The organism is Asticcacaulis sp. W401b (assembly GCF_046503825.1).
Classification (GTDB): Bacteria; Pseudomonadota; Alphaproteobacteria; order Caulobacterales; family Caulobacteraceae; genus Asticcacaulis.
The window spans coordinates 1-19,779 of the sequence record NZ_JBKFEE010000008.1; the positions used below are offsets into that span (position 1 = coordinate 1).

Sequence of the window (19,779 nt, forward strand, 5' to 3'; positions counted from 1 at the left end):
TCACCACGCGTGCCAGCCTCACCGGCGCGGGGAACAACTCAATCTCAGTTGTTTGAGAGAGCGGCGCTTATACCGCTTTAATTTTTCAAGTCAAGGCCGTTTTTCAACTTTCTCAACCGTTCCGCCGCCTCAGGCCGAAGCCCTCGGAAGCAGGAGAGCGGGGCTTATAGCCGCTCAATTTCTACCGTCAAGCCTTTATTTTAAAAAGTTTTTCAACTCATTTAAAACTTAAGCTTAACGCCTTGCGAATGTCACTTTCAGATAAGTTTCATCTGCAAGGAAGTGGCTGAGATAGTGACTTCCCTTCCGCCTGTCAACCCGCCTTTTTAAAAAGTTAAATCGGCGAGCCGCTCTCAAGACATCGAATTAACAAACTGAATAAAAAGAACAAAAGCCCTTTCTGTTTTCGTCCGCGCCGTCGTTGTCCGTCGGGAGGGCGGTGTTTAAAGGCCGTGGCGGTGAGAGTCAACGCGCCTTTCGCTCCTATCCACAGCTTCCCGGCTTTTTGGCTGAAAATACGCCGTGTACGGGCTTATTCTTCGGTCTTGTTAAGCAGAGAGCGTCCCCTGCCCTTCACCAGCGCGGTCACCACACCACGCCAGGTACGCACCTCCTGCTCGGTGAGCTGCGCCCGATTGAGCGCCACGCGCAGATTGCGTTGCATCGATTCCTTCTTTTCCGGTGGGAAGAAGAAGCCGGCCTTTTCCAGTTCATCCTCAAGATGCCTGTAAAGGCCATGCAGCTTCTCCAGCGCCGCCGGCTGATCCATGTTTTTGGTGAAGGCGGCCTTCGGCGTATCCATCACCTTCAGGCGCCACTCATAAAGGACGATGTTCACGGCCTGCGACAGGTTGAGCGAATGGAAGGCCGGATCGACGGGGATAGTGACGATCGAATGACACAGGGCAATGTCGCTGGTTTCCAGCCCGGCGCGCTCAGCCCCGAACAGAAGACCCGTTTTGAGGCCCTGCTGTGCGTTGGCATAAGAATCGTCGGCGCATTGACGCGGCGTGCGGATGGGCAACTGCGTCTCGCGCGGGCGGGCCGTGGTGGCATAGACGGCGTTGAGGTCGGCAATGGCTTCGGCCACCGTCTCATAGATGGTGGCATTGTCGAGCGGCCAGTGGCCCCCCGAGGACATGGCCCAGGCTCGCTCCTGCGGCCAGCCATCGCGCGGATTGACGATCCGCAGGTCGCGCAGGCCGAAATTGGCCATGACGCGGGCGACCGAGCCGATGTTTTCAGCCATCTGAGGCCGGTCGAGGATGACGCACGGCAAAGTCAGGTCGGGCCGCTCCAGCGGCGGGGCAGTACGGTTTTCTTTCATGGGCGGGCTTATAGAGGACACACAGCCCTGTGCAAAGGCATGGCGCATAATGAAAAGCCCCCGCGGTTGAGGCGGGGGCTTCCATCAGCATTCTATACCGGATCAGAACGTCTTTTTCAGGACGACATAGGCGGTATTGGCCGAGATGTCCTCGCGGTGGACATCACCGCGATAGCCCACGGAGACGCCCCAGGTCTTGCCGGAGTCGTAATCGACGTGCAGGTCGATTTCACCCCATTCCTTGTCCATGCCCGGTGTGGTCACATCGGTCAGCAGGGTCGGCGCAATGGCGAAGGCGACCTTGGCGCTGTTGGTTGATTTCGCCTCGCTGTCCTGTACCGCCGCCAGCGTCAGACCCGGTTTCAGCGTGCCGCCAAAGGCGTTAAAGCGCGCATAGTAGCTGAGGCCCAGACGCGTCTTGACGCTTTCAAACGACTGCTCGCCTACTTTCAGCGCGAAGCTGCCGCCCGTTTCGCTGTAGCCATCGGTTTCGAGCTTGAGGGCATCGGTAGAGCCGAACAGCACCACGCCCTGACGATCAAAGGCGATGTCGTAGCCAAGAACCGCACCGGCCGTGGTGACATCCGCATCATAGCCCGCCGTCAGCACCTGACCGTTGAGGGCCAGATTGCGCTGGGTTTTCAGCTTCTGACGCCCCGGACCGCCATAGGCGCTGGCGAAGAAGCCCTGGTTCTGATAGCGCGCAAACAGGGTGAACTGTTGCATATCGCTACTGGCCTTGGTGCCGAGCCCGGTCGCCTCGCCATCAGCAAAGTGCGCCGCAGCCCCCAGACGCAGACCCGACGTCACGGCATAGTCAGCCCCGACCGACAGGATGCGCGACTCGGCTTCGGACCGCCCGGTGGCGTTCAGCGAGGCCATGTCACCGTTCAGGTTGCGGTAGGCGGCAAAGGTCGAAAGCCCGCCCCCGATCTCATTGCGCACCGGCTCGTCTGCCTGTGCATTCAGACCCAGAGCCTGATTATGATCGCGGAAACCCGCCAGGGTCAGGCTGCTGCCCGACGCCCCGCCGAGGCCGAAATCGGTTCCCTGAATGGCACCGGCCTGCAAACGACCCAGCGCCAGAGCATCAAAGCCCGCCGTCGGCTGCGACGCGCTGAAAGCCGCGTCCAGCGCCCCGGCCCCGAGCGGATCGAGCGCATCATAGACCGGCTTCAGCGTGCTATAGCTGGCGCGGTTGGCGTCCAGCAGGCGGGACAGAGGGTTGGTCTTGCTCAGCAGGGTGGCGTAAGGCAGGGCCGTCACCTCGACCACCAGATTGCTGCCGGAAACCAGCGCCGAGGGGCGCAGAACGCCGGGGAAGTTGGAGGAGACGGTTGCGAAGCTGCCGGTCAGGGGAGCCGTCGCCGTGGCCACGGTCCAGCGCGTACCATAGGTCGGCACATAGCCGTTGCGGGCCGCGACCGACAGGCTGCCGCCGAGGGTCAGGGTGCCGGTCACTGCCAGAAGGTCAGCCGACGTGGCGCTGCTAACGTCCACGCCCATCAGGCTGGAGCCGCCAAGTACCACATTACCCGTGACGCTGAGCGTGCCCACGCCGCCATTGGCGGCCCCTGCCGAAACGATGCCGTTCTGGATCGCCACGCCGCCGGGGGCGATGATCTGACCCGACCCGTAAATGGCCCCGCCGGAAAGCGTATAGGCGCGCGGATTGAAGACACCATCGACGGTCAGCACGCCGTCGTCGCCGAAGGACGAGATGACGGTGTTCAGGCGCGCCCCGCTGCGGATGGTCAGGCCCGACGCCGCGCCGCGCACATTGAGGCGGTCGATGGTCACCGTCGTGCCGGTCAGGAAGGTCGTGCCGGCGCTGCGCAGATTGACTTCGAACCAGCGGGTCGAGTTTTGCAGGCCCGCCGTACCCGCCGTATTGTTCGGCACAAAGTTAGTCGTGCCTGGCCCGGTCAGGGTGCCCGTGTTGACCCCGATCAGGGTGCCCGACGACCACAGGGCCGTGCTTTGCGCCTGATTATTGGCGTCCGGCGACAGGGTGACCGCAGAGACAGCCGTCTTGGAGGCGCTTTCCATGCTCAGGGTGGTCACCTGCCCGGCCCCCAGCTCAACCGTGCCCGGCTGAGCCAGATTGTTGACCGAGACCGTCGAAATCAGGGTCTGCGTATCCGGCATGGCGCGATCCGCGCTGTCGCCCAGACCGAGATCCACCGGTTCACTCTTGCCCGCGCCCGGCACGCAGGTGCCCGTAAAGGCGCAGGTCGCCACAGGTGACGGGTTGGGGGTGATGGTGCCGATATTGGGGGTGGCGCCGGAAACGCCCAGCGCCGGCGTGGTCGGCAGGCCATTGACCAGGGTCGAACCCGACAGGACGTAATAGAGCGGGTCGATTTCCTGCGTCCAGCGGGTCGCATCGGTCCATTCACCGTCGCCCGCCTTGGTGGTCACGTACTTATAGGGGTTGTTGACGACGATCTGATCCCAGAAGAGGAACAGCGGGTTATAGCCGGCAATACCGCCATAGTTGGAGAAGGTGCTCTGGAACACAAAGTTGTCGTTGGTATTGCCCGCGACGTCAAAGAAGAAGGACGTCCCCTGGCTGAGCACGCCCAGCGAGACTTCGCGGCCATAGGCGCTGGTGATCAGCGGTGAACCGGAATCCCCCGAAGCCGTCAGGGCTTCACCGGCCACAGCCGCACCGGGGAAGATGTCGAAATCGAAGGTGTTGAGGGTTGAGGAGCGCGTCGCCGAAGCCGAGAAGGCACGGGTGGCGCGCTGAGGATCGTCAAAATCGACCCAGTACAGGTCCTGATAGGTGAAGCCCGGCGGATCGAAGAAGTTGCCGCCCGCCGTGCCATAGACGCCCAGCGAGATGGAGCGCTCATCACCGAGGAAGCCCAGCATGTTCTTGCCCAGACGGCGGAAGAAGGTGTCTTCGGTGCCCGACAGGCGTGAGCCGGTCAGGGCGTTACCCGCCTGACCATAGCCGCCGATGGTCACAGGCACCTGACCATTGACCGGGGAAAACAGCAGGCCGATGCCATTGGCCCCATCACGACCCAGCAACTCGGTCGCCGTATCGAAACCGGCAATGGCCACGTCAGCCGACAGGAAGGAATTGTCCGAAGCCGACCGTGCCGACCCATTGCGCGAACGCGGATCGTACCACACCATGACCGAGCTGCCGTTCACAACGCGGGCATCGCCCTTCGACACGTTAAAGTCCTGACCAAACAGGAATTCGCGCATATTGGTCAGGCCGAAGGTCGGATCGGTGGTGTAGCCCACCTGCGCGCGGTTACCGGGGCTGTTGCCGTCATAGGCACCGGGGGCCAGACCATCGACGCAGTGGGCGGCAAACAGGACCGTGCGCGGATTGATCAGCAGGCCCGTACAGGTGCCGCCGGAATTGCCCGCCTCATTACGGATCATCAGCCCCACCATATAGGGGCGCGTGTTCGTCGTATCCACCGCCGCACCCGGCGGCACCGTCTCAGGCGTAACCACCGCCGCGGCCTGCTGCGGCAGGGCCAGAGCCGCCACCGACAGCAGCGCCGTAGAGGCAAGGCAGGTAGAACGCAACGATTTCAGAGACTTCATAAAACTTCCCCGGAGCTGAATATGGATTTGAGATAACAAACTGAGCGGACAATGCGTCGAAATCGACACAGGGCGGCCACTTTTGAGACAAAAACCCTATCTGCATTTCGGTGTTTTTCAATCACCAATATACGGGAATGCGCGCCTGATTTCAGTTGTTACAATTCTGACACAGTTCCCCTGACGGCACCGCCTCAGATAGACGCAGGACATGCAAACCCCGCCTGACAAACCTCTGTGTGCGCCGGCGCTTCCAGATCAGCTAAAGCCCATTTGCGCCGCTCACCTTTTCGTCTATAGGAGGCGCTGTCAGCGCCGAGTGCGACCCTGTGCGTCGCCTCATGTGCGCTTCGTTCAGAGAGGACATTCGCAATGGCCAAAATCAAGGTGGCGAACCCGGTCGTCGATATCGACGGCGATGAAATGACCCGCATCATCTGGCAGCTTATCAAGGACAAGCTGATCCACCCCTATCTCGACATCGATCTGCAATATTTCGATCTGGGGATGGAACACCGCGATGCCACCGACGATCAGGTGACCATCGACGCCGCCAACGCCATCAAGGCCTGCGGCGTGGGCGTCAAGTGCGCCACGATCACTCCGGACGAAGCCCGCGTGAAGGAATTCGGCCTCAAGAAGATGTGGAAGTCGCCCAACGGCACCATCCGCAACATTCTGGGCGGCGTCGTGTTCCGTGAGCCGATCATCTGCCGCAATGTGCCGCGCCTCGTCCCCGGCTGGACCCAGCCGATCGTCGTCGGCCGTCACGCCTTCGGTGACCAGTACAAGGCCACCGATTTCAAGGTGCCCGGCCCCGGCAAGCTGACCATCAAGTTCCAGGGCGACGACGGTCAGGTCATCGAGCACGAAGTGTTCCAGTTCCCGTCTTCGGGCGTGGCCATGGGCATGTATAACCTCGACGACTCGATCCGCGATTTTGCCCGCGCCTCGTTCGAATACGGCATTGCGCGCAACTACCCGGTCTATCTTTCGACCAAGAACACCATCCTCAAGGCCTATGACGGCCGCTTCAAGGACATCTTCCAGGAAATCTTCGACGCCGAATACGCGGCGAAGTTCAAAGAACTGGGCCTGACCTATGAGCACCGTCTGATCGACGACATGGTGGCTTCGGCGCTGAAGTGGTCGGGCGGTTTCGTCTGGGCCTGTAAGAACTATGACGGCGACGTGCAGTCGGATACGGTGGCCCAAGGCTATGGTTCGCTGGGCCTGATGACCTCGGCTCTGGTCACGCCGGACGGCAAGATCATGGAAGCGGAAGCCGCCCACGGCACCGTCACCCGCCACTATCGCCAGCATCAGAAGGGCGAGGCCACCTCGACCAACTCGATGGCGTCGATCTTTGCGTGGACGCAGGGCCTCAAGCACCGCGCCAAGCTGGACGACAATGCCGAGCTGAAGCACTTTGCCGAAACGCTGGAAAAGGTCTGCATCGACACCGTCGAAGCGGGCTTCATGACCAAGGATCTGGCGCTGCTGGTCGGCGATACGCAGGGCTGGCTGACCACCGAAGGCTTCCTCGACAAGATCTCCGAGAACCTGTCGAAGGCTTTGGCGGCTTAAGCTAAAGTCTCTTCTGAGGTGTGATATGAAAGGCCGTCCGTTCGCGGGCGGCCTTTCTTTATGCGCGCGTCTTGACAGTGACAGCGCTATCATCCTTCATGCCGCAAAAATCAGGGAGATACATGATGACAAAGGCGCTTTGGCTGGCCGGATGGCTTCTAGCGGGGACGAGCTTTGCGGGCGTCGCCGCTGCCGACACCCTGCCCCTGCACAGCGGCGGGCGCACGGCGGCCCCGGCCTATACGCATCAATGGCCGGGCGCCTATTTTGAGACCGCGACGGCCTCAAAGTCGGTCACCCTCAGTTTCGATGACAGCATCAATATCTATAAGCTGTCCCTCAACGGTGAGGTGGTGAAGCTCATCGAAAAACCCGGTCAGACGACGCTGCGCTTCGACAGCAAAAGTACAAAGGCCGTGGACGTCTATCGGCTGGAGAAGATCACCGAATCGCAAGGCCAGACCGGGCGTTTCCTCGGTTTCAGCGCCGACAAGCCCGCGGCGCTGACCGCTCGCGCGCGTCAGATCGAATTCATCGGCGATTCCTACACGGTCGGTTACGGCAATACCTCGCCAAAGCACGAGTGTACCCAGGACGAGGTGTGGGCGACGACCGACACGTCTCAGGCCTTCGGGCCCCTGACGGCCAAACACTATGAGGCCGACTATCAGATCAACGCCTTTTCCGGTCGCGGAATCGTGCGCAATTACAATGGCTTTATCGGCGATCCTCTACCAAAGCTTTATCCTTACAGCCTCTTCGACGGCAAGACCGCCTACGACGCCACCGGCTGGCAGCCACAGATTATCGTCATTGGGCTGGGGACCAATGACTTCTCAACCGCGCTTAATCCGGGGGAAAAATGGACGACGCGCGAGGCCTTGCAAGCCGATTACCGCGACACCTATGTCGCTTTCGTCAAGTCACTGCGCGCCAAAAATCCTCAAACGCAATTCCTCCTGATGGCCTCCGATGGCGCCAATGGCGAGATTCGCGCGCAGGTTTCTCAGGTGGCCAAAACGCTGAAAAACGGCGGTGAAACGCGCCTCGACACGCTGTTTTTCGACGGACTGGACTTTGGCGGCTGCCATTATCATCCGTCGCTGGCCGATGACCTCAAGATATCAGGCCTGATCAATGGCTGGATCGACGCCCATCCGGGGGTGTGGCGAGGGAAATAGCCTTACCGGCCCTTTGCATGGAGCCGGCGGCGCACCCTTTCAGACTTATGGATAGCGGTCTAGGGTCGCGGCACAGGAACCCGACCATAGAGACTGCGCTTTAATGAAGCTGTTTACCTGCGCCCAATGCGGCAACACCCTGTTTTTCCATAACCGCGCCTGCGTCAGTTGCGGGGCGCGGCTGGGCTTTTCGCCGAACAGCCGTGATCTGCACGCCCTGATGCCCGCTGGTGACGACCGCTGGCAACCGGTCAATGGCGGGGACAGCTATCGCTTCTGCGCCAATGCCGCGACCGATGTGTGTAACTGGCTGGTGCCCGAAGACGATGGCTCGGCCTATTGCCGCGCCTGCCGCCACAACCGCCTGATCCCCAACGATCTCGATCAGTTCCGGCGCATTATCGACGCCCAGCACCGCCTGTTTTACGCCTTCCTCAAATGGGACCTGCCCGCCCCTGACCGCAGCGAAGACCCGGACGGCGGGCTTGTTTTCGACTATCTGGAGGACGAACAGGCCCCGGACGGCACCTTCCACAGCGCCATGACCGGCCACGACGAAGGCGTCATCTCCATCCGCGCCGCCGAAGCCGACGACGCCGTGCGCGAAAGCGTGCGCAGCCAGATGGGTGAGCCCTATCGCACCCTGCTCGGCCATTTTCGCCACGAATGCGGGCATTTCATCTGGAACCGGCTGGTGCGCGACGCCGGTAAACTTGAAGCCTGCCGCGCCGTTTTTGGTGACGACGAAGCCGATTATCAGGCCTCGATCGAGCGCCACTATGCCGAAGGGCCGCCCCCCTTCTGGGCCGACAGCTATATCAGCGCCTATGCCTCGATGCACCCGTGGGAAGACTTCGCCGAAACCTTCGCCCACGTGCTGCACATTACCGATGCACTTGAAACCGCTCACTATTATGGCATGACGATCAAGACCAAGGCCGACGAAGGCGTCGCGGCCGAGGTCGATTTCAAACCCTATCGCGTCACGGATTTTGAACGGCTGGCCGAGGCCTGGGTGCCGCTCAGTCTGGCGATCAACTCGATCCATAACGCCATGGGCGAACGACCGCTCTATCCGTTTATCCTGACGCCCACCGTGCGTAACAAACTCACCTTTGTGCACCGGCTGATCACGGGTCAGGCGGTTTAGTCACAGTCTGACGCGAATCGTCGGACGGGGCGCGACAGGGCGTTATTTTCGTGTTAACCCTGTTTTTCAGCGCCTTCAGGGGGAACTGTCCGCGTGTTCAAGACCTTATCCATCGCTATCATCGTTGCCGCTCTGGCCGCCCTGTTCGGTTTTGCCATCGGCCCGGTCTGGGCCTTTTACGACCTGCGTTCGGCGGCGGAGTCCGAGGACATCCAGAGCCTGTCGGAACTGGTTGCTTTTGACGACGTGCGCGCCAGCCTGAAGGCACAATTATGGGCCGATGCCAAGGGCACGACCACCGCAGAAGCCCCCGCGCCCAATGTCATGAAGGACCCGCTGGGGGCCATCGGCCGCGCCATTACCGACCTGACCGCGCCCGCCCCCAAGCAACCGGTGATCGACGTCAATTCGTACCTGACGGCCAAGGCCCTGCTGGCCCTCTCCTATGGGGCCGGCAAAGACGCCAATGTGGTCGAACCGCGCGAATTTGCGCCCAAGCCGCCCCTGCCCACCATCCTTTACTGGAGCATTGACCGCGCGCGTCTGGGGGTAAAGCAGCCCGACATCGGCAAGACGGTGTTCACGCTGAAACGCAAGGGCCTGTTCACCTGGCAGGTGACGCATATCGGCCTGCCCGATCCGGAAGCCGAAGCGGCCGCCTCAGCCTCAGCGAGCAGCGATTTCGGTCCCGACAAATAGGGCTTTTCTTACCCCCTGACAGGGCGTAAAGCCCTGCCATGCTGGAAACCCTGAGCCGCGTTCTGCTGTTTTTTGCCTTTGTCGGACTGGGAGCGCTTCTGGCGCGTACCGGGCGGCTGAAATCCGAAGGGCTGGATGGCCTAAGCGCCTATTTCTACTGGCTGGGCTTTCCCGCTTATCTGATCCACGCCTTTGCCAATCTGCCGCGCCCCGATGCGCTGCATGTGGGCTGGCTGGGCGTCTATGCGCTGGCTTTCGCGGTATCGTCGGGGCTTTGTTTGTTGGTTGCGAGGCGATTCGGCGCCACACGCGGCGAAGCGACCGGCGCCGGCATGGCCGCCTTCATTTCCAACAGCGCTTTTCTCGGCCTGCCCATACTGACCGGGCTTCTGGGCCCACAGGTCATGCAGGTGGCCCCGCTGCTGTTTGTTGCCGATTTTTTGATTCTGTTTTTTATCGGCTGTGCCGGCCTGTCGGTCGCGTCGGGTCATGGGGTGGGGCTGGCGCTCAAACGCACGATGCAGAACCCCACCGTGCTGGGGTCACTGCTGGGGGTCGGGCTGATGCTGGCCGGGGTGAAGATTCCGCCAATGTTCGATCAGATGCTCGACATACTGGGCCGCTCGTCCGTGCCGGTGGCTTTGGTGGCGCTGGGCGGGATGCTGGGGCTTATGCCATTGAAAACGTTACGCTCTGTTACACCCGTGACCGCCGTTTCCGTCGTGGGTAAGCTGCTTCTGGCTCCTGCCGTGATGGCCGGCGCCATGCACCTGTTCGGCGCGCCGCCATTGATGTGGAAGATCGCCGTCTTCCTGTCGGCCTGCCCCACGGCGGTCAGCGTCTTCATTCAGGCGCGCATGTACGGCCTGTGGTACGAAGGCGCGGCGGTGTCCATTGCCCAATCGACCGTCCTTTCGCTGTTCACCCTATCGGGTCTGGCGCTCCTCTTGACTCATCTCTGAGCCGCGTCTATCAAGCCCGCGTTCCTTCGGGGAGTAACCGCGCCTGAGCGTTGTTTCAGGCGGATTACGTCAACACACTTGTCCGGCACGGACATGGCGTAATCGAAACAGGTGAGACCGACGACCTGCCTTGCCGCCATAAGTGACTGGCCGCGGCGAAGCACGTCGTTGTGTGTCAGAACCTGGCCGGTCACAGACAAGATTTTACCGTGGACGCCTTCCTCAATTCGACCGCCCTCGTCGCCTTTTCCGAAATCGGCGACAAGACGCAGTTGCTGGCCCTGATTCTGGCCGCGCGCTATCACAAATCCATTCCGATTATCTGGGGCATCTTCATCGCCACGGTGGCGAATCACGCGCTGGCCGCCGGGGTCGGGCATTTTGTCTCCGGACTGGCCCTGACCACCTACATGCCGTGGATCGTCGCCATCGCCTTTATCGCGCTCGGCCTGTGGATCCTGATTCCGGACAAGATGGACGACGACGAGGCCCCCAAAAAGGATTACGGCCCTTTCCTCACCACCCTGATCGCCTTCTTTCTGGCCGAAATGGGCGACAAGACGCAGGTGGCCACGGTGTTTCTGGGGGCCAAGTACGAAACCGCCTTTGCCTGGGTCGTGCTCGGCACCACCTTCGGTATGATGCTGGCCAATGTCCCGGCGGTGCTGTTCGGTGACAAGGTGCTGAAGGTCGTGCCGATGAAGATCGTCCGCTACGTGGCGTCGGGCCTGTTTATCGCCATCGGCCTCTATTCGTTCTGGCAAATCTTTAGATCATTATGATTTCTGGTAGAAACATAATGATCTAGATTTTTGTTTAGCCCCTCGCCGGGCGGTGGCTCCGCCACCTTGGCCGCCGCCTCAATGGCGGCTTGAGCGGAATGATTCCATTTGAAATCATTCCGCTCTAATAGTTAAAACTACTTAGGCGAAGCCGCCGTGCCCGCCAGAACGCCGCCGTCGATGTTGAATTCCGAACCGGTGATGAAGGTCGCTTCATCCGAGGCCAGAAGCAGCACGACGGCGGCCACCTCATCCGGTCGCCCGAATCGGTGCAGCGGCGTACCGGCGGCGACCTTTTCCTTATCGGCTGCGTCCTTCAGCATGGCCTCCCACATCGGCGTCAGAATCGCCGCTGGATGCACCGAATTGCAGCGGATATTCAGCCCCTCTTCCGCACAATAAGGCGCCACCGTCTTGGTGTGATTGCGCACAGCGGCTTTCGAGGCCGCATAGGCCGCCTGATGCGGAATGCCGACCAGCCCGGACCGCGAAGACATATTGATGATCGAACCGGTGCGATTCGGGCGCATCACGCGAATCGCGTGCTTGCAGCCCAGAAATACGCCGTCCGTATTGACCGTCATCACCCGCCGCCAGTCTTCGAGCGTGGTGTGTTCGGGATCATTTTTGGCATCGGCGCGTCCGGTAATGCCGGCATTATTGACCAGCACGTCCAGCCGGCCGAAATCGGCCACCACCGAATCGAGGACGGCGATCCATTGCGCTTCATCAGCGACGTCGAGTCGGCGGAACACCGCACCGGGCAGCTCCGCCGCCAGCGCCTCGCCTTCGCGGGGGTCGATGTCGGCGATGACGACCCGCGCGCCTTCGGCGGCAAAGCTGCACACAATAGCCTTGCCGATGCCCTGCGCGCCGCCGGTCACCAGCGCCACCTTATCCTTCAAGCGGTCCATGCGGCTCTCCTTTGGGCGAACTCCAGCATAGAGGAGGCCCGCAAAGCAATCGGCAAATGTGAAAAAGGCCGCCCGCGAACGGACGGCCTTTTCGTTTTCGATGGCGACGCGATCAGACGATGGCGGCCTTGATGGCGTCCAGTCCGGCCTCGGCCTTGGTCGCGTCCGGCGCACCACCCTGCGCAAAGTCAGGCTTGCCACCCGCGCCTTGCCCGCCCATGGCGATCACGGCGGCCTTGGCCAGTTCAGCGGCGTTGAAACGGCCGGTCAGGTCGGGCGTCACCGCCACGGTCACGGCCGCCTTACCGTCCAGCACGCCGACCAGCGCCACGACGCCGGAGCCGACCTGCTTTTTGAAGTCTTCGGCCAGCGGACGCAGATCCTTGCCACCCACGCCATCGAGAACGCGGGCGATCACCTTGACGCCATTGATCTCTTCCGGACCAGAGGCCGCCCCGCCGCCGCCAACGGCCAGGGCGCGCTTGGCTTCGGCCAGCTCTTTTTCGAGGCGCTTGCGGTCGTTGACCAGCGCTTCGACGCGAGCCGACACCTGCGCCACCGGCACCTTGAACTGATCCGCAAGCGAACGCGCCACGCCCGCCTGCTCCAGCAGATACTGACGCGCTGCTTCGCCGGTAAAGGCTTCGATACGACGCACCCCGGCGGCGATGCCGCTTTCGGAAATTATCTTGAACAGGGCGATATCGCCCGTGCGCGACACGTGGGTGCCGCCACACAGTTCGACCGAATAGCCCTTGTCCGCGCCATCAAGCGCGTGACCGAGGCTGAGGACGCGGACCTCATCGCCGTATTTTTCACCGAACAGCGCCACCGCACCGGCTTCGATCGCTTCGGCGGGGGCCATCATTTTCGTTGTCGCCGCCTCGTTTTGCAGGATCACGGCATTGACCTCGGCTTCGATGCGCTCGATCTCTTCGGGCGAGACGGGCGCGCCGTGGCTGAAGTCGAAGCGCATCCGCTCGGCATCGACCAGTTGCCCCTTTTGCGCAACGTGCGGCCCAAGCACATTTTTCAGAGCCGCGTGCAGCAGGTGGGCGGCCGAGTGGTTGGACTTCGTCGTCTGACGCTTGGCCCCATCGACGTGCAGATGCACCATGTCGCCGACCGCCAGAACGCCTTCGGTGATTTCGACATCATGTACGATCAGGTCGCCGGCCTGCTTTTGCGTATCGAACACGCGGCCTTCGCCCCCGGCCCAATGCAGCGTGCCGGTATCGCCCGCCTGCCCGCCGCCTTCCGGATAGAAGGCCGTGCGGTCGAAGACGACCTGCAAGCGCTCACCGACCAGACCTTCGCTGACCGACTCGCCGTCGCGAACGATGACGCGGGCGTGCGACTGGGTCGAAAGGTGCTCATAGCCGACAAATTCCGACGCCCCGGCCTGATCGCGTATCGAGAACCATTCGGCCTGAACGGAGGTTTCGCCGGAACCCTTCCAGTTGGCGCGGCCGCGCTGCTTCTGTTCTTCCATCGCCGCTTCGAAACCGGCGACATTGACGCTTAAGCCCTTGGCGCGGATGGCGTCCTGCGTCAGATCGAGCGGGAAGCCGTAGGTGTCGTAGAGCTTGAAGGCCACTTCGCCTTCCAGCATGTCGCCGTCTTTCAGATTGGCGGTCGCTTCGTCCAGCAGGGTCATGCCGCGACCCAGCGTGCGGCGGAAACGTTCTTCTTCCTGACGCAGGGTTTCGACGATGGTCGCCTCGGCGCGCTTCAGTTCGCCGTAATGATCGCCCATTTCGCGCACCAGAACCGGCGCCAGACGCGGCATCAGCGGCTCATTGGCCCCCAGCAGATAGGCGTGGCGCATGGCGCGGCGCATGATGCGGCGCAGAACATAGCCCCGGCCTTCGTTCGATGGCGTGACACCATCGGCGATCAGGAACGAGGTCGAGCGCAGGTGATCGGCAATGACGCGGTGCGACGGCAGGGCCTCACCCTCCGCCTTGACGCCGGTTGCCTCGACGCTGGCGCTGATCAGGGCCTTGAACAGGTCCACATCGTAGTTGTTGTGCACGCCTTGCAGCACCGCCGCGACGCGCTCAAGCCCCATGCCGGTGTCGATCGAGGGCTTGGGCAGGTTGAGCCGCGTGCCGTCCGGCTGCTGGTCGAACTGCATGAAGACGAGGTTCCAGATTTCGACGAAGCGGTCGCCGTCCTCTTCCGGAGAGCCCGGAGGGCCGCCCCAGATGTGCTCGCCGTGATCGTAGAAGATTTCCGTGCACGGACCGCAGGGGCCCGTATCGCCCATCGACCAGAAATTATCAGACCCGGCGATGCGGATGATGCGGTCGTCGGAGAAACCCGCGATCTTCTTCCACAGATTGAAGGCCTCATCATCGTCGATATAGACGGTGGCCAACAGGCGGTCCTTGGGCAGGCCGTATTCCTTGGTGATCAGGTTCCACGCGTGGCTGATCGCCTGCTCCTTGAAATAGTCACCGAAGGAGAAGTTCCCCAGCATTTCAAAGAAGGTGTGGTGACGCGCCGTATAGCCGACATTGTCCAGATCATTGTGCTTGCCGCCGGCGCGCACGACCTTTTGTGAGGTGGTGGCGCGCTTGTACGGACGGGTTTCGGCCCCCGTAAAGACGTTCTTGAACTGCACCATGCCCGCATTGGTGAACATCAGCGTCGGGTCGTTATGCGGCACCAGCGACGAAGACGACACGATCTCATGGTCGTTCTTGGCGAAGTAATCCAGGAAGGTCTGACGGATCTGATTTAAGGAAGGCATGGGACTCCGACGGTTAAACACCGCACCACAGGACGATTTTCAGCCGTATATAGAGGGCTTGGGTATTTGCGCAAAGACCTTTGCGCCAACGCAGGTATTTTTCTGACGTGTCAGGACAAAAAGAAACGCCCCGGTCACAAGACCGGGGCGTTTACGCGTGGAAGGCAGGCGGTCTGAAAACCCGCACCCCACGCGGGTTTCAGGTTTTATTCGCCGTCTTCGTCCGGTTCCGGCGTACCCAGAAGTTCTTCGGAAATGGCGTCTGACTTCTTGCGCACCAGCGCTTCGATTTCCGCCGCGATTTCCGGATTGGATTTCAGGAAGTCGCGGGCATTTTCGCGGCCCTGACCAATGCGGATCGAGTTGAACGAGAACCACGAGCCGGACTTTTCGACCACGCCACCCTTGACGCCCAGATCAAGGATTTCACCCAGCTTGGAGATACCTTCGCCGTAGAGGATGTCGAATTCGACCTCGCGGAACGGCGGCGCGACCTTGTTCTTCACCACCTTGACGCGGACATTGTTGCCGACGATTTCGTCGCGCACCTTGATCTTTCCGATGCTGCGGATGTCGAGACGCACCGAAGCATAGAATTTCAGCGCATTGCCGCCGGTCGTCGTTTCCGGCGAGCCGTACATGACGCCAATCTTCATGCGAATCTGGTTGATGAAGATGACGATGCACTTCGATTTGGAGATCGAGGCCGTCAGCTTGCGCAGGGCCTGCGACATCAGGCGAGCCTGAAGACCGGGCAGGCTGTCGCCCATATCGCCTTCGATTTCGGCCTTGGGCGTCAGGGCCGCGACCGAATCGACCACGACGATATCGACGGCACCCGACCGCACCAGCGTATCGGTGATTTCCAGCGCCTGTTCGCCGTTATCGGGCTGCGACACCAGAAGATCGTCCAGATTGACGCCCAGCTTGTGGGCATAGACGGGATCGAGCGCGTGTTCGGCATCGACAAAGGCCGCCGTGCCACCCGCCTTTTGAATCTCGGCCACCGTGTGCAGGGCCAGCGTCGTCTTACCCGACGATTCCGGCCCGTAGATTTCGATGACCCGCCCCTTGGGCAGGCCGCCGATACCGAGCGCCATGTCGAGACCAAGCGAGCCGGTGGAAATAGATTCGACCTCCACCACCTTGCCGGCATTGCCCAGCTTCATCACCGAGCCCTTACCGAAGGCACGGTCGATCTGAGCCAGCGCCGATTCCAGCGCGCGTTGTTTTTCAGCTTCGTCTTTTCCCACGAGTTTCAATACCGCTTGCGACATGATTCCAGACCTTCCCTATGCCACGATTCCCAAGGCGAAGGTCCATCCCCCGTCCGCGAAAATGTGTTGAGAAGACCGTACCCCATTTGTTCCAAGTTCGCAATATGTTCTCATTAAAAAATGGAACATCGCGTGGCGGCTCAGATTTCGGGCTTTTCCGGAACGGCGTCGAGCATCCGCTTGAGCTGATCGAGATAGTTATAAAAAGCGTCGCGCCCCTCATCGGTCAGACCGATACGCGTATTGGAGCGGTTGGAGACGATCTTTTTGCGAATCGCCACATAGCCCGCCTCGTTCAGCTTTTTGAGGTGCAGCGACAGATTGCCGTCGGTGATGCCCACCTGATCGCGCAGATCAGTAAAGTCCGCCTGCCCCGCCGTGGACAGATAGGCGAGTATGGCCAGACGCGCCCGCGCATGGACCAGATCTTCGAGCGCATCGGCATTAAAGGGTTTCATCGGCTCACCTTGCGAAGTCGCCGCGTATTTAGACCCACAGACTTAGCGCTGGCAAGTGACCTTCCCGTTATCGGCTGTACCGATTTATTTTGTGGGCGTGTAAGTTTTACGCGGTCACGGGCGTCTAACCTCTCGTAAGCCCAAACACAGGAGATTAAGATGCTTGGATTGTTTTTACCTGCCTGTTACCGTCTACCGGTCCTTGCGGCCCTGCTGGTTCTGCTCATCGCCGGTGTGGTTTGGGGCCTGAACACCTGGGCCTTCGAGCAGAGCAATCGCGAGGCGCTCCGACTGGCGCGCGAAGCCGCGGCCGCGCGATAAGACGACCACATGCCGCACGATCCGGCCTTTAGCGAGTGGATCAGCCCGCACCTGCCGGCGCTGCGGCGGCTTAGCCGCGCCTTTGCGGCGTCGGCGGATCAGGCGGATCTGCTTCAGGAACTGCTGATCGCCGTGTGGAGGGCGTGGCCGGCCTTTCGCGGAGAGTCGCTCCCGGCGACCTTTATCTACCGCGTGGCGCATAACCGCGCCCTGACGTGGAAACGGCGCGAGAGCCTGCGTTTATTGCGCCTGTTTGAAACACAGCGCGAGGGCCTGCAACAGCTCCCCCCTGAACCGTCCGATGCCCGGTTGGATCAGGTGTTTGACGCCTTGCGCGCCCTTTTCCCGCTCGACCGGTCGCTGATGCTGTTGTGGCTGGAAGAGACGCCCTATGCCGATATGGCCGCCCTGCACGGCCTCAGTGAAAGCCATATCGGCGTGCGTCTGAACCGGGCGCGGGCGCGACTGGCCACGCTTGTTCAGGAGCTATCCGATGAAGATTGAAACCCTGGAGCGCCTGTGGCGCGCCCATGACCACGACATGGACCGCACTGCGCGGGCCTTTTTACTGGAGAGCCTGATGAGCGGGATCGAGCGTCGCCGTAAGGGACAAACCGTTTTTTTGCTGTGTGTCGGGGCCGCACTGGGTACGATCACACTTGTCTTTGGGTATGACGCCCTTCGGCATGACAGTCTTGAGATCACGCGCGAATGGGGGAGCCTGCTGATGCTGGTCGCGCCGTGGGTGGCGCTGATCCTGATGATGCGCGCGCACGACCGGCACAGGCGACGCTTTGCGGACCCGACGGCGTCTATTGCGCAGAGCCTACAGCTCAGGCTGGACGAAAACCGCGCGGCCCGGCACAGCGCCGTCGTGATGTTCTGGCTGATGGGGCTGTTCCCCCTCGTCACAGGCGTGACCCTGTGGCAACTGGTCGATACGGACAAGATGACCGCCACTCAGGCCGTGCAGGGGGCTTTACTGTTCGGAGGCGCACTGGGGGCTTCGACGCTGGTGCAGACGATCCGCTACCTGTGGTTTCTGAGACCAGAAGGCGCGCGACTTGAGCGCCTTCTGGCCGAATATGCGGGATAATACCAAGAGTCATTGGAAATGACCCTTGGTATTCCATTCGAGAATGTCTCATGTCACTGACACATATGAGACATTCTCGTGTCTTCAACGGCCGGATGCCGTCAGCATCTTCGGCCGTTGTTATATGGGCCGTAAGCGGCCTACTGCGCGGTCGGCGCGTAGTTGCGCAGGACCACCGGCGCGCCCAGCTCGATCGGATAGGCCGACTTGCCCAGTTGCAGGGCCAGCATGAGGGTGCCCGCCTCATAGTCCTTGTCGGCCACGGCCTGCACCACATACATGTCCCATTCGGACGAGATCTGAACCGGCGTGTTGGTCAGGGCCGTCCACGGGGCCTTGTTGAGCGAGATCAGGATGTTCAGCGGCACGCGCGTCGCCGCATCCGGGGTGGCGGCGCGGGCCCACACCCACGCCTGAAGCTTGTCGCCCGCCTTCACCGGCTGAGCGATCTGCGCCACGGCGCCGACATCCCAGGCATTGGGCTGCGCCGCCGACAGAGGGATGCGCAGGGCTGAGCGGATGGGTGCACCCTCCGCCGTCTGCACCGGCGTCGCGTTTTGCGGCGCACCATAGGCGTTCCACGACGACAGTTTAGGCGTATTGATGACGTGGGCCATGACGTCATTGGGATCGACCTGAGGCGTTTGCGCCGCCTCGACCTTCGCCGCCTGTTCGGGGATCAGCGCGCCATGGATCGGCTTGACCCAGCGATCCGCCGGTATGTCATAGACGATAAAGTCGGAATCGAACTGCCAGTAGGCCCAGGCCCAGTTGCGCGCCTCCGCCGCCCGCGCCACCGCATCGGTATAGGCCACGCGGCTGTCGAGCGGCCCCTTGTCATAGGCCCCGAATTCGCCCAGCAGGATCGGGCGGCCGGTGCGGGCGCTCCACGCCTTGACCTTGTCAAAATCGGCGTCAAGGCGCGCCTGCCCTTCGGCCTTCGTCCACGCCACGCCCTTCACATCCTTGAAGTCCGGCGTCCACGCCGCCCCCTGATGGGTAAAGACGAAGGGCTCATAATAGTGGAAGGTGACGATCAGGTGCGGGTCGTCGGCGGGCAGGCGCAAGCCTTCCAGATCATTGAGATTGTTCCACGAGGTCGGGCCGACAATGACGTTGCGCCGCGGATTGGTCTTGCGGATAATTTTGAGATTTTCGGCGATCATGTCGTTCCACACGGCATTCACCGGGCCGTGCGGCTCGTTCAAAATCTCGAACATCACGGTGTCGGGCGCATCCTTGTAATGCTCCGCCATCTGCGTCCAGAAGGCCATGATCTTCGGTCGGCAGGCCTTCACATCCTCGGCGCACTCATTGAAGTTGTGCAGGTCCAGAATGACGTGCAGGCCGGCCTTGTTCGCCGCATCCACCATGGTGTCAAGGGTGGAAAAATAGAAGAGCGACAAGCGGTTATCCTTGTCCATGTGCTGAAACGCATGGAGGTTGACACGCACCGTGTTGAAGCCGCCTTCACGGATCACCGACATCAGGCGCGGCTGAAAGCGCGCCTTGGCCGGGTCCTTCCACAGGGGGTCGTAGCCCAGAATATTGACGCCGCGCTTCATGGCGGCGACCTGCGCCTGAGGTGACATCTCGGCCTGAGCCGCCTGCGGCCCGCAGGCCATCAGCGTCAGGACCACAGCCCCAAAGGCACCGACGAAGGTGTTGCGTTTCATAGTGTCCTCCCGAATAGTTAT

At 61.4% G+C, this 19,779-nt stretch carries 17 protein-coding genes and 1 riboswitch; of the genes, 10 read left to right on the forward strand and 7 right to left on the reverse strand.

Annotated features, from left to right (window positions below; translation table 11 throughout):
* The coding region (locus ACK8OE_RS15165) for a hypothetical protein (protein WP_410273223.1) at window positions 1–232 on the forward strand (232 nt) is incomplete at its 5' end.
* 300 nt (window positions 233–532) lie between these two features.
* Here the strand turns inward: ACK8OE_RS15165 and ACK8OE_RS15170 are convergent.
* Window positions 533–1,327, reverse strand: coding sequence for an RNA methyltransferase (locus ACK8OE_RS15170; protein WP_410273224.1), 795 nt, complete (start codon window positions 1,325–1,327; stop codon window positions 533–535).
* A gap of 102 nt (window positions 1,328–1,429) precedes the next feature.
* A complete protein-coding gene (locus ACK8OE_RS15175; protein WP_410273225.1) occupies window positions 1,430–4,900 on the reverse strand; it encodes an autotransporter domain-containing protein in 3,471 nt (1,156 codons plus the stop codon).
* A 372-nt stretch (window positions 4,901–5,272) separates the two neighbouring features.
* Here ACK8OE_RS15175 and ACK8OE_RS15180 point away from each other — a divergent pair, with 372 nt between their 5' ends.
* From ACK8OE_RS15180 to ACK8OE_RS15205, 6 genes are all read left to right on the forward strand, one after another.
* Window positions 5,273–6,487: an NADP-dependent isocitrate dehydrogenase gene (locus ACK8OE_RS15180; protein WP_410273226.1), complete on the forward strand. Its 1,215-nt coding sequence runs from the start codon at window positions 5,273–5,275 to the stop codon at window positions 6,485–6,487.
* Window positions 6,488–6,612: 125 nt separating this feature from the next.
* Window positions 6,613–7,668: a GDSL-type esterase/lipase family protein gene (locus ACK8OE_RS15185; RefSeq protein WP_410273227.1), complete on the forward strand. Its 1,056-nt coding sequence runs from the start codon at window positions 6,613–6,615 to the stop codon at window positions 7,666–7,668.
* A 103-nt stretch (window positions 7,669–7,771) separates the two neighbouring features.
* Complete coding sequence (locus ACK8OE_RS15190; RefSeq protein WP_410273228.1) at window positions 7,772–8,818, forward strand: putative zinc-binding metallopeptidase; 1,047 nt, start codon at window positions 7,772–7,774, stop codon at window positions 8,816–8,818.
* A gap of 93 nt (window positions 8,819–8,911) precedes the next feature.
* Window positions 8,912–9,517, forward strand: a complete 606-nt coding sequence (locus ACK8OE_RS15195) for a DUF2939 domain-containing protein (protein ID WP_410273229.1) — start codon at window positions 8,912–8,914, stop codon at window positions 9,515–9,517.
* 38 nt (window positions 9,518–9,555) lie between these two features.
* On the forward strand, window positions 9,556–10,479 hold the full coding sequence (locus ACK8OE_RS15200) for an AEC family transporter (protein ID WP_410273230.1): 924 nt from the start codon (window positions 9,556–9,558) through the stop codon (window positions 10,477–10,479).
* A gap of 23 nt (window positions 10,480–10,502) precedes the next feature.
* Window positions 10,503–10,670, forward strand: a riboswitch (yybP-ykoY riboswitch).
* An 18-nt stretch (window positions 10,671–10,688) separates the two neighbouring features.
* A complete protein-coding gene (locus ACK8OE_RS15205) occupies window positions 10,689–11,261 on the forward strand; it encodes a TMEM165/GDT1 family protein (protein WP_410273231.1) in 573 nt (190 codons plus the stop codon).
* Window positions 11,262–11,398: 137 nt separating this feature from the next.
* Here ACK8OE_RS15205 and ACK8OE_RS15210 read toward each other — a convergent pair whose 3' ends face one another.
* The 4 genes from ACK8OE_RS15210 to ACK8OE_RS15225 all read right to left on the reverse strand — a co-directional run bounded on the left by ACK8OE_RS15210 (window position 11,399) and on the right by ACK8OE_RS15225 (window position 16,665).
* Complete coding sequence (locus tag ACK8OE_RS15210) at window positions 11,399–12,175, reverse strand: glucose 1-dehydrogenase (RefSeq protein ID WP_410273232.1); 777 nt, start codon at window positions 12,173–12,175, stop codon at window positions 11,399–11,401.
* Window positions 12,176–12,287: 112 nt separating this feature from the next.
* Window positions 12,288–14,930: an alanine--tRNA ligase gene (alaS, locus tag ACK8OE_RS15215; protein ID WP_410273233.1), complete on the reverse strand. Its 2,643-nt coding sequence runs from the start codon at window positions 14,928–14,930 to the stop codon at window positions 12,288–12,290.
* Window positions 14,931–15,136: 206 nt separating this feature from the next.
* Complete coding sequence (gene recA, locus ACK8OE_RS15220; protein WP_126423517.1) at window positions 15,137–16,210, reverse strand: recombinase RecA; 1,074 nt, start codon at window positions 16,208–16,210, stop codon at window positions 15,137–15,139.
* 137 nt (window positions 16,211–16,347) lie between these two features.
* On the reverse strand, window positions 16,348–16,665 hold the full coding sequence (locus ACK8OE_RS15225; protein ID WP_410273234.1) for a winged helix-turn-helix domain-containing protein: 318 nt from the start codon (window positions 16,663–16,665) through the stop codon (window positions 16,348–16,350).
* 159 nt (window positions 16,666–16,824) lie between these two features.
* Between ACK8OE_RS15225 and ACK8OE_RS15230 the strand changes: the two genes are divergently transcribed.
* Genes ACK8OE_RS15230 through ACK8OE_RS15240 form a run of 3 tightly spaced genes read left to right on the forward strand, consistent with a single transcriptional unit; the run spans window position 16,825 to window position 18,082 of the window.
* The gene (locus ACK8OE_RS15230) at window positions 16,825–16,986 is read left to right on the forward strand and encodes a hypothetical protein (RefSeq protein WP_410273235.1); all 162 of its coding nucleotides are present in this window, start codon (window positions 16,825–16,827) and stop codon (window positions 16,984–16,986) included.
* 9 nt (window positions 16,987–16,995) lie between these two features.
* Window positions 16,996–17,490 (forward strand): RNA polymerase sigma factor, encoded by a 495-nt coding sequence (locus ACK8OE_RS15235; protein WP_410273236.1) that lies wholly within the window; start codon window positions 16,996–16,998, stop codon window positions 17,488–17,490.
* Window positions 17,480–18,082, forward strand: a complete 603-nt coding sequence (locus ACK8OE_RS15240) for a hypothetical protein (protein WP_410273237.1) — start codon at window positions 17,480–17,482, stop codon at window positions 18,080–18,082. The genes ACK8OE_RS15235 and ACK8OE_RS15240 overlap by 11 nt, the downstream gene beginning before the upstream one ends.
* Window positions 18,083–18,222: 140 nt before the next feature.
* Here ACK8OE_RS15240 and ACK8OE_RS15245 read toward each other — a convergent pair whose 3' ends face one another.
* Window positions 18,223–19,758, reverse strand: a complete 1,536-nt coding sequence (locus ACK8OE_RS15245) for a glycoside hydrolase family 5 protein (RefSeq protein WP_410273238.1) — start codon at window positions 19,756–19,758, stop codon at window positions 18,223–18,225.
* Window positions 19,759–19,779: the final 21 nt, after the last annotated feature.

Excerpts from the sequence above, each read along its gene's own strand:
- ACK8OE_RS15180 (WP_410273226.1), top strand. The coding sequence starts at position 5,273 with ATGGCCAAAATCAAGGTGGCGAACCCGGTCGTCGATATCGACGGCGAT.
- ACK8OE_RS15185 (WP_410273227.1), top strand. The coding sequence starts at position 6,613 with ATGACAAAGGCGCTTTGGCTGGCCGGATGGCTTCTAGCGGGGACGAGC.
- ACK8OE_RS15230 (WP_410273235.1), top strand. The coding sequence starts at position 16,825 with ATGCTTGGATTGTTTTTACCTGCCTGTTACCGTCTACCGGTCCTTGCG.
- ACK8OE_RS15245 (WP_410273238.1), bottom strand. The coding sequence starts at position 19,758 with ATGAAACGCAACACCTTCGTCGGTGCCTTTGGGGCTGTGGTCCTGACG.
- ACK8OE_RS15225 (WP_410273234.1), bottom strand. The coding sequence starts at position 16,665 with ATGAAACCCTTTAATGCCGATGCGCTCGAAGATCTGGTCCATGCGCGG.
- ACK8OE_RS15240 (WP_410273237.1), top strand. The coding sequence starts at position 17,480 with ATGAAGATTGAAACCCTGGAGCGCCTGTGGCGCGCCCATGACCACGAC.
- ACK8OE_RS15235 (WP_410273236.1), top strand. The coding sequence starts at position 16,996 with ATGCCGCACGATCCGGCCTTTAGCGAGTGGATCAGCCCGCACCTGCCG.
- ACK8OE_RS15190 (WP_410273228.1), top strand. The coding sequence starts at position 7,772 with ATGAAGCTGTTTACCTGCGCCCAATGCGGCAACACCCTGTTTTTCCAT.
- ACK8OE_RS15200 (WP_410273230.1), top strand. The coding sequence starts at position 9,556 with ATGCTGGAAACCCTGAGCCGCGTTCTGCTGTTTTTTGCCTTTGTCGGA.
- ACK8OE_RS15175 (WP_410273225.1), bottom strand. The coding sequence starts at position 4,900 with ATGAAGTCTCTGAAATCGTTGCGTTCTACCTGCCTTGCCTCTACGGCG.
- ACK8OE_RS15170 (WP_410273224.1), bottom strand. The coding sequence starts at position 1,327 with ATGAAAGAAAACCGTACTGCCCCGCCGCTGGAGCGGCCCGACCTGACT.
- alaS (WP_410273233.1), bottom strand. The coding sequence starts at position 14,930 with ATGCCTTCCTTAAATCAGATCCGTCAGACCTTCCTGGATTACTTCGCC.
- ACK8OE_RS15210 (WP_410273232.1), bottom strand. The coding sequence starts at position 12,175 with ATGGACCGCTTGAAGGATAAGGTGGCGCTGGTGACCGGCGGCGCGCAG.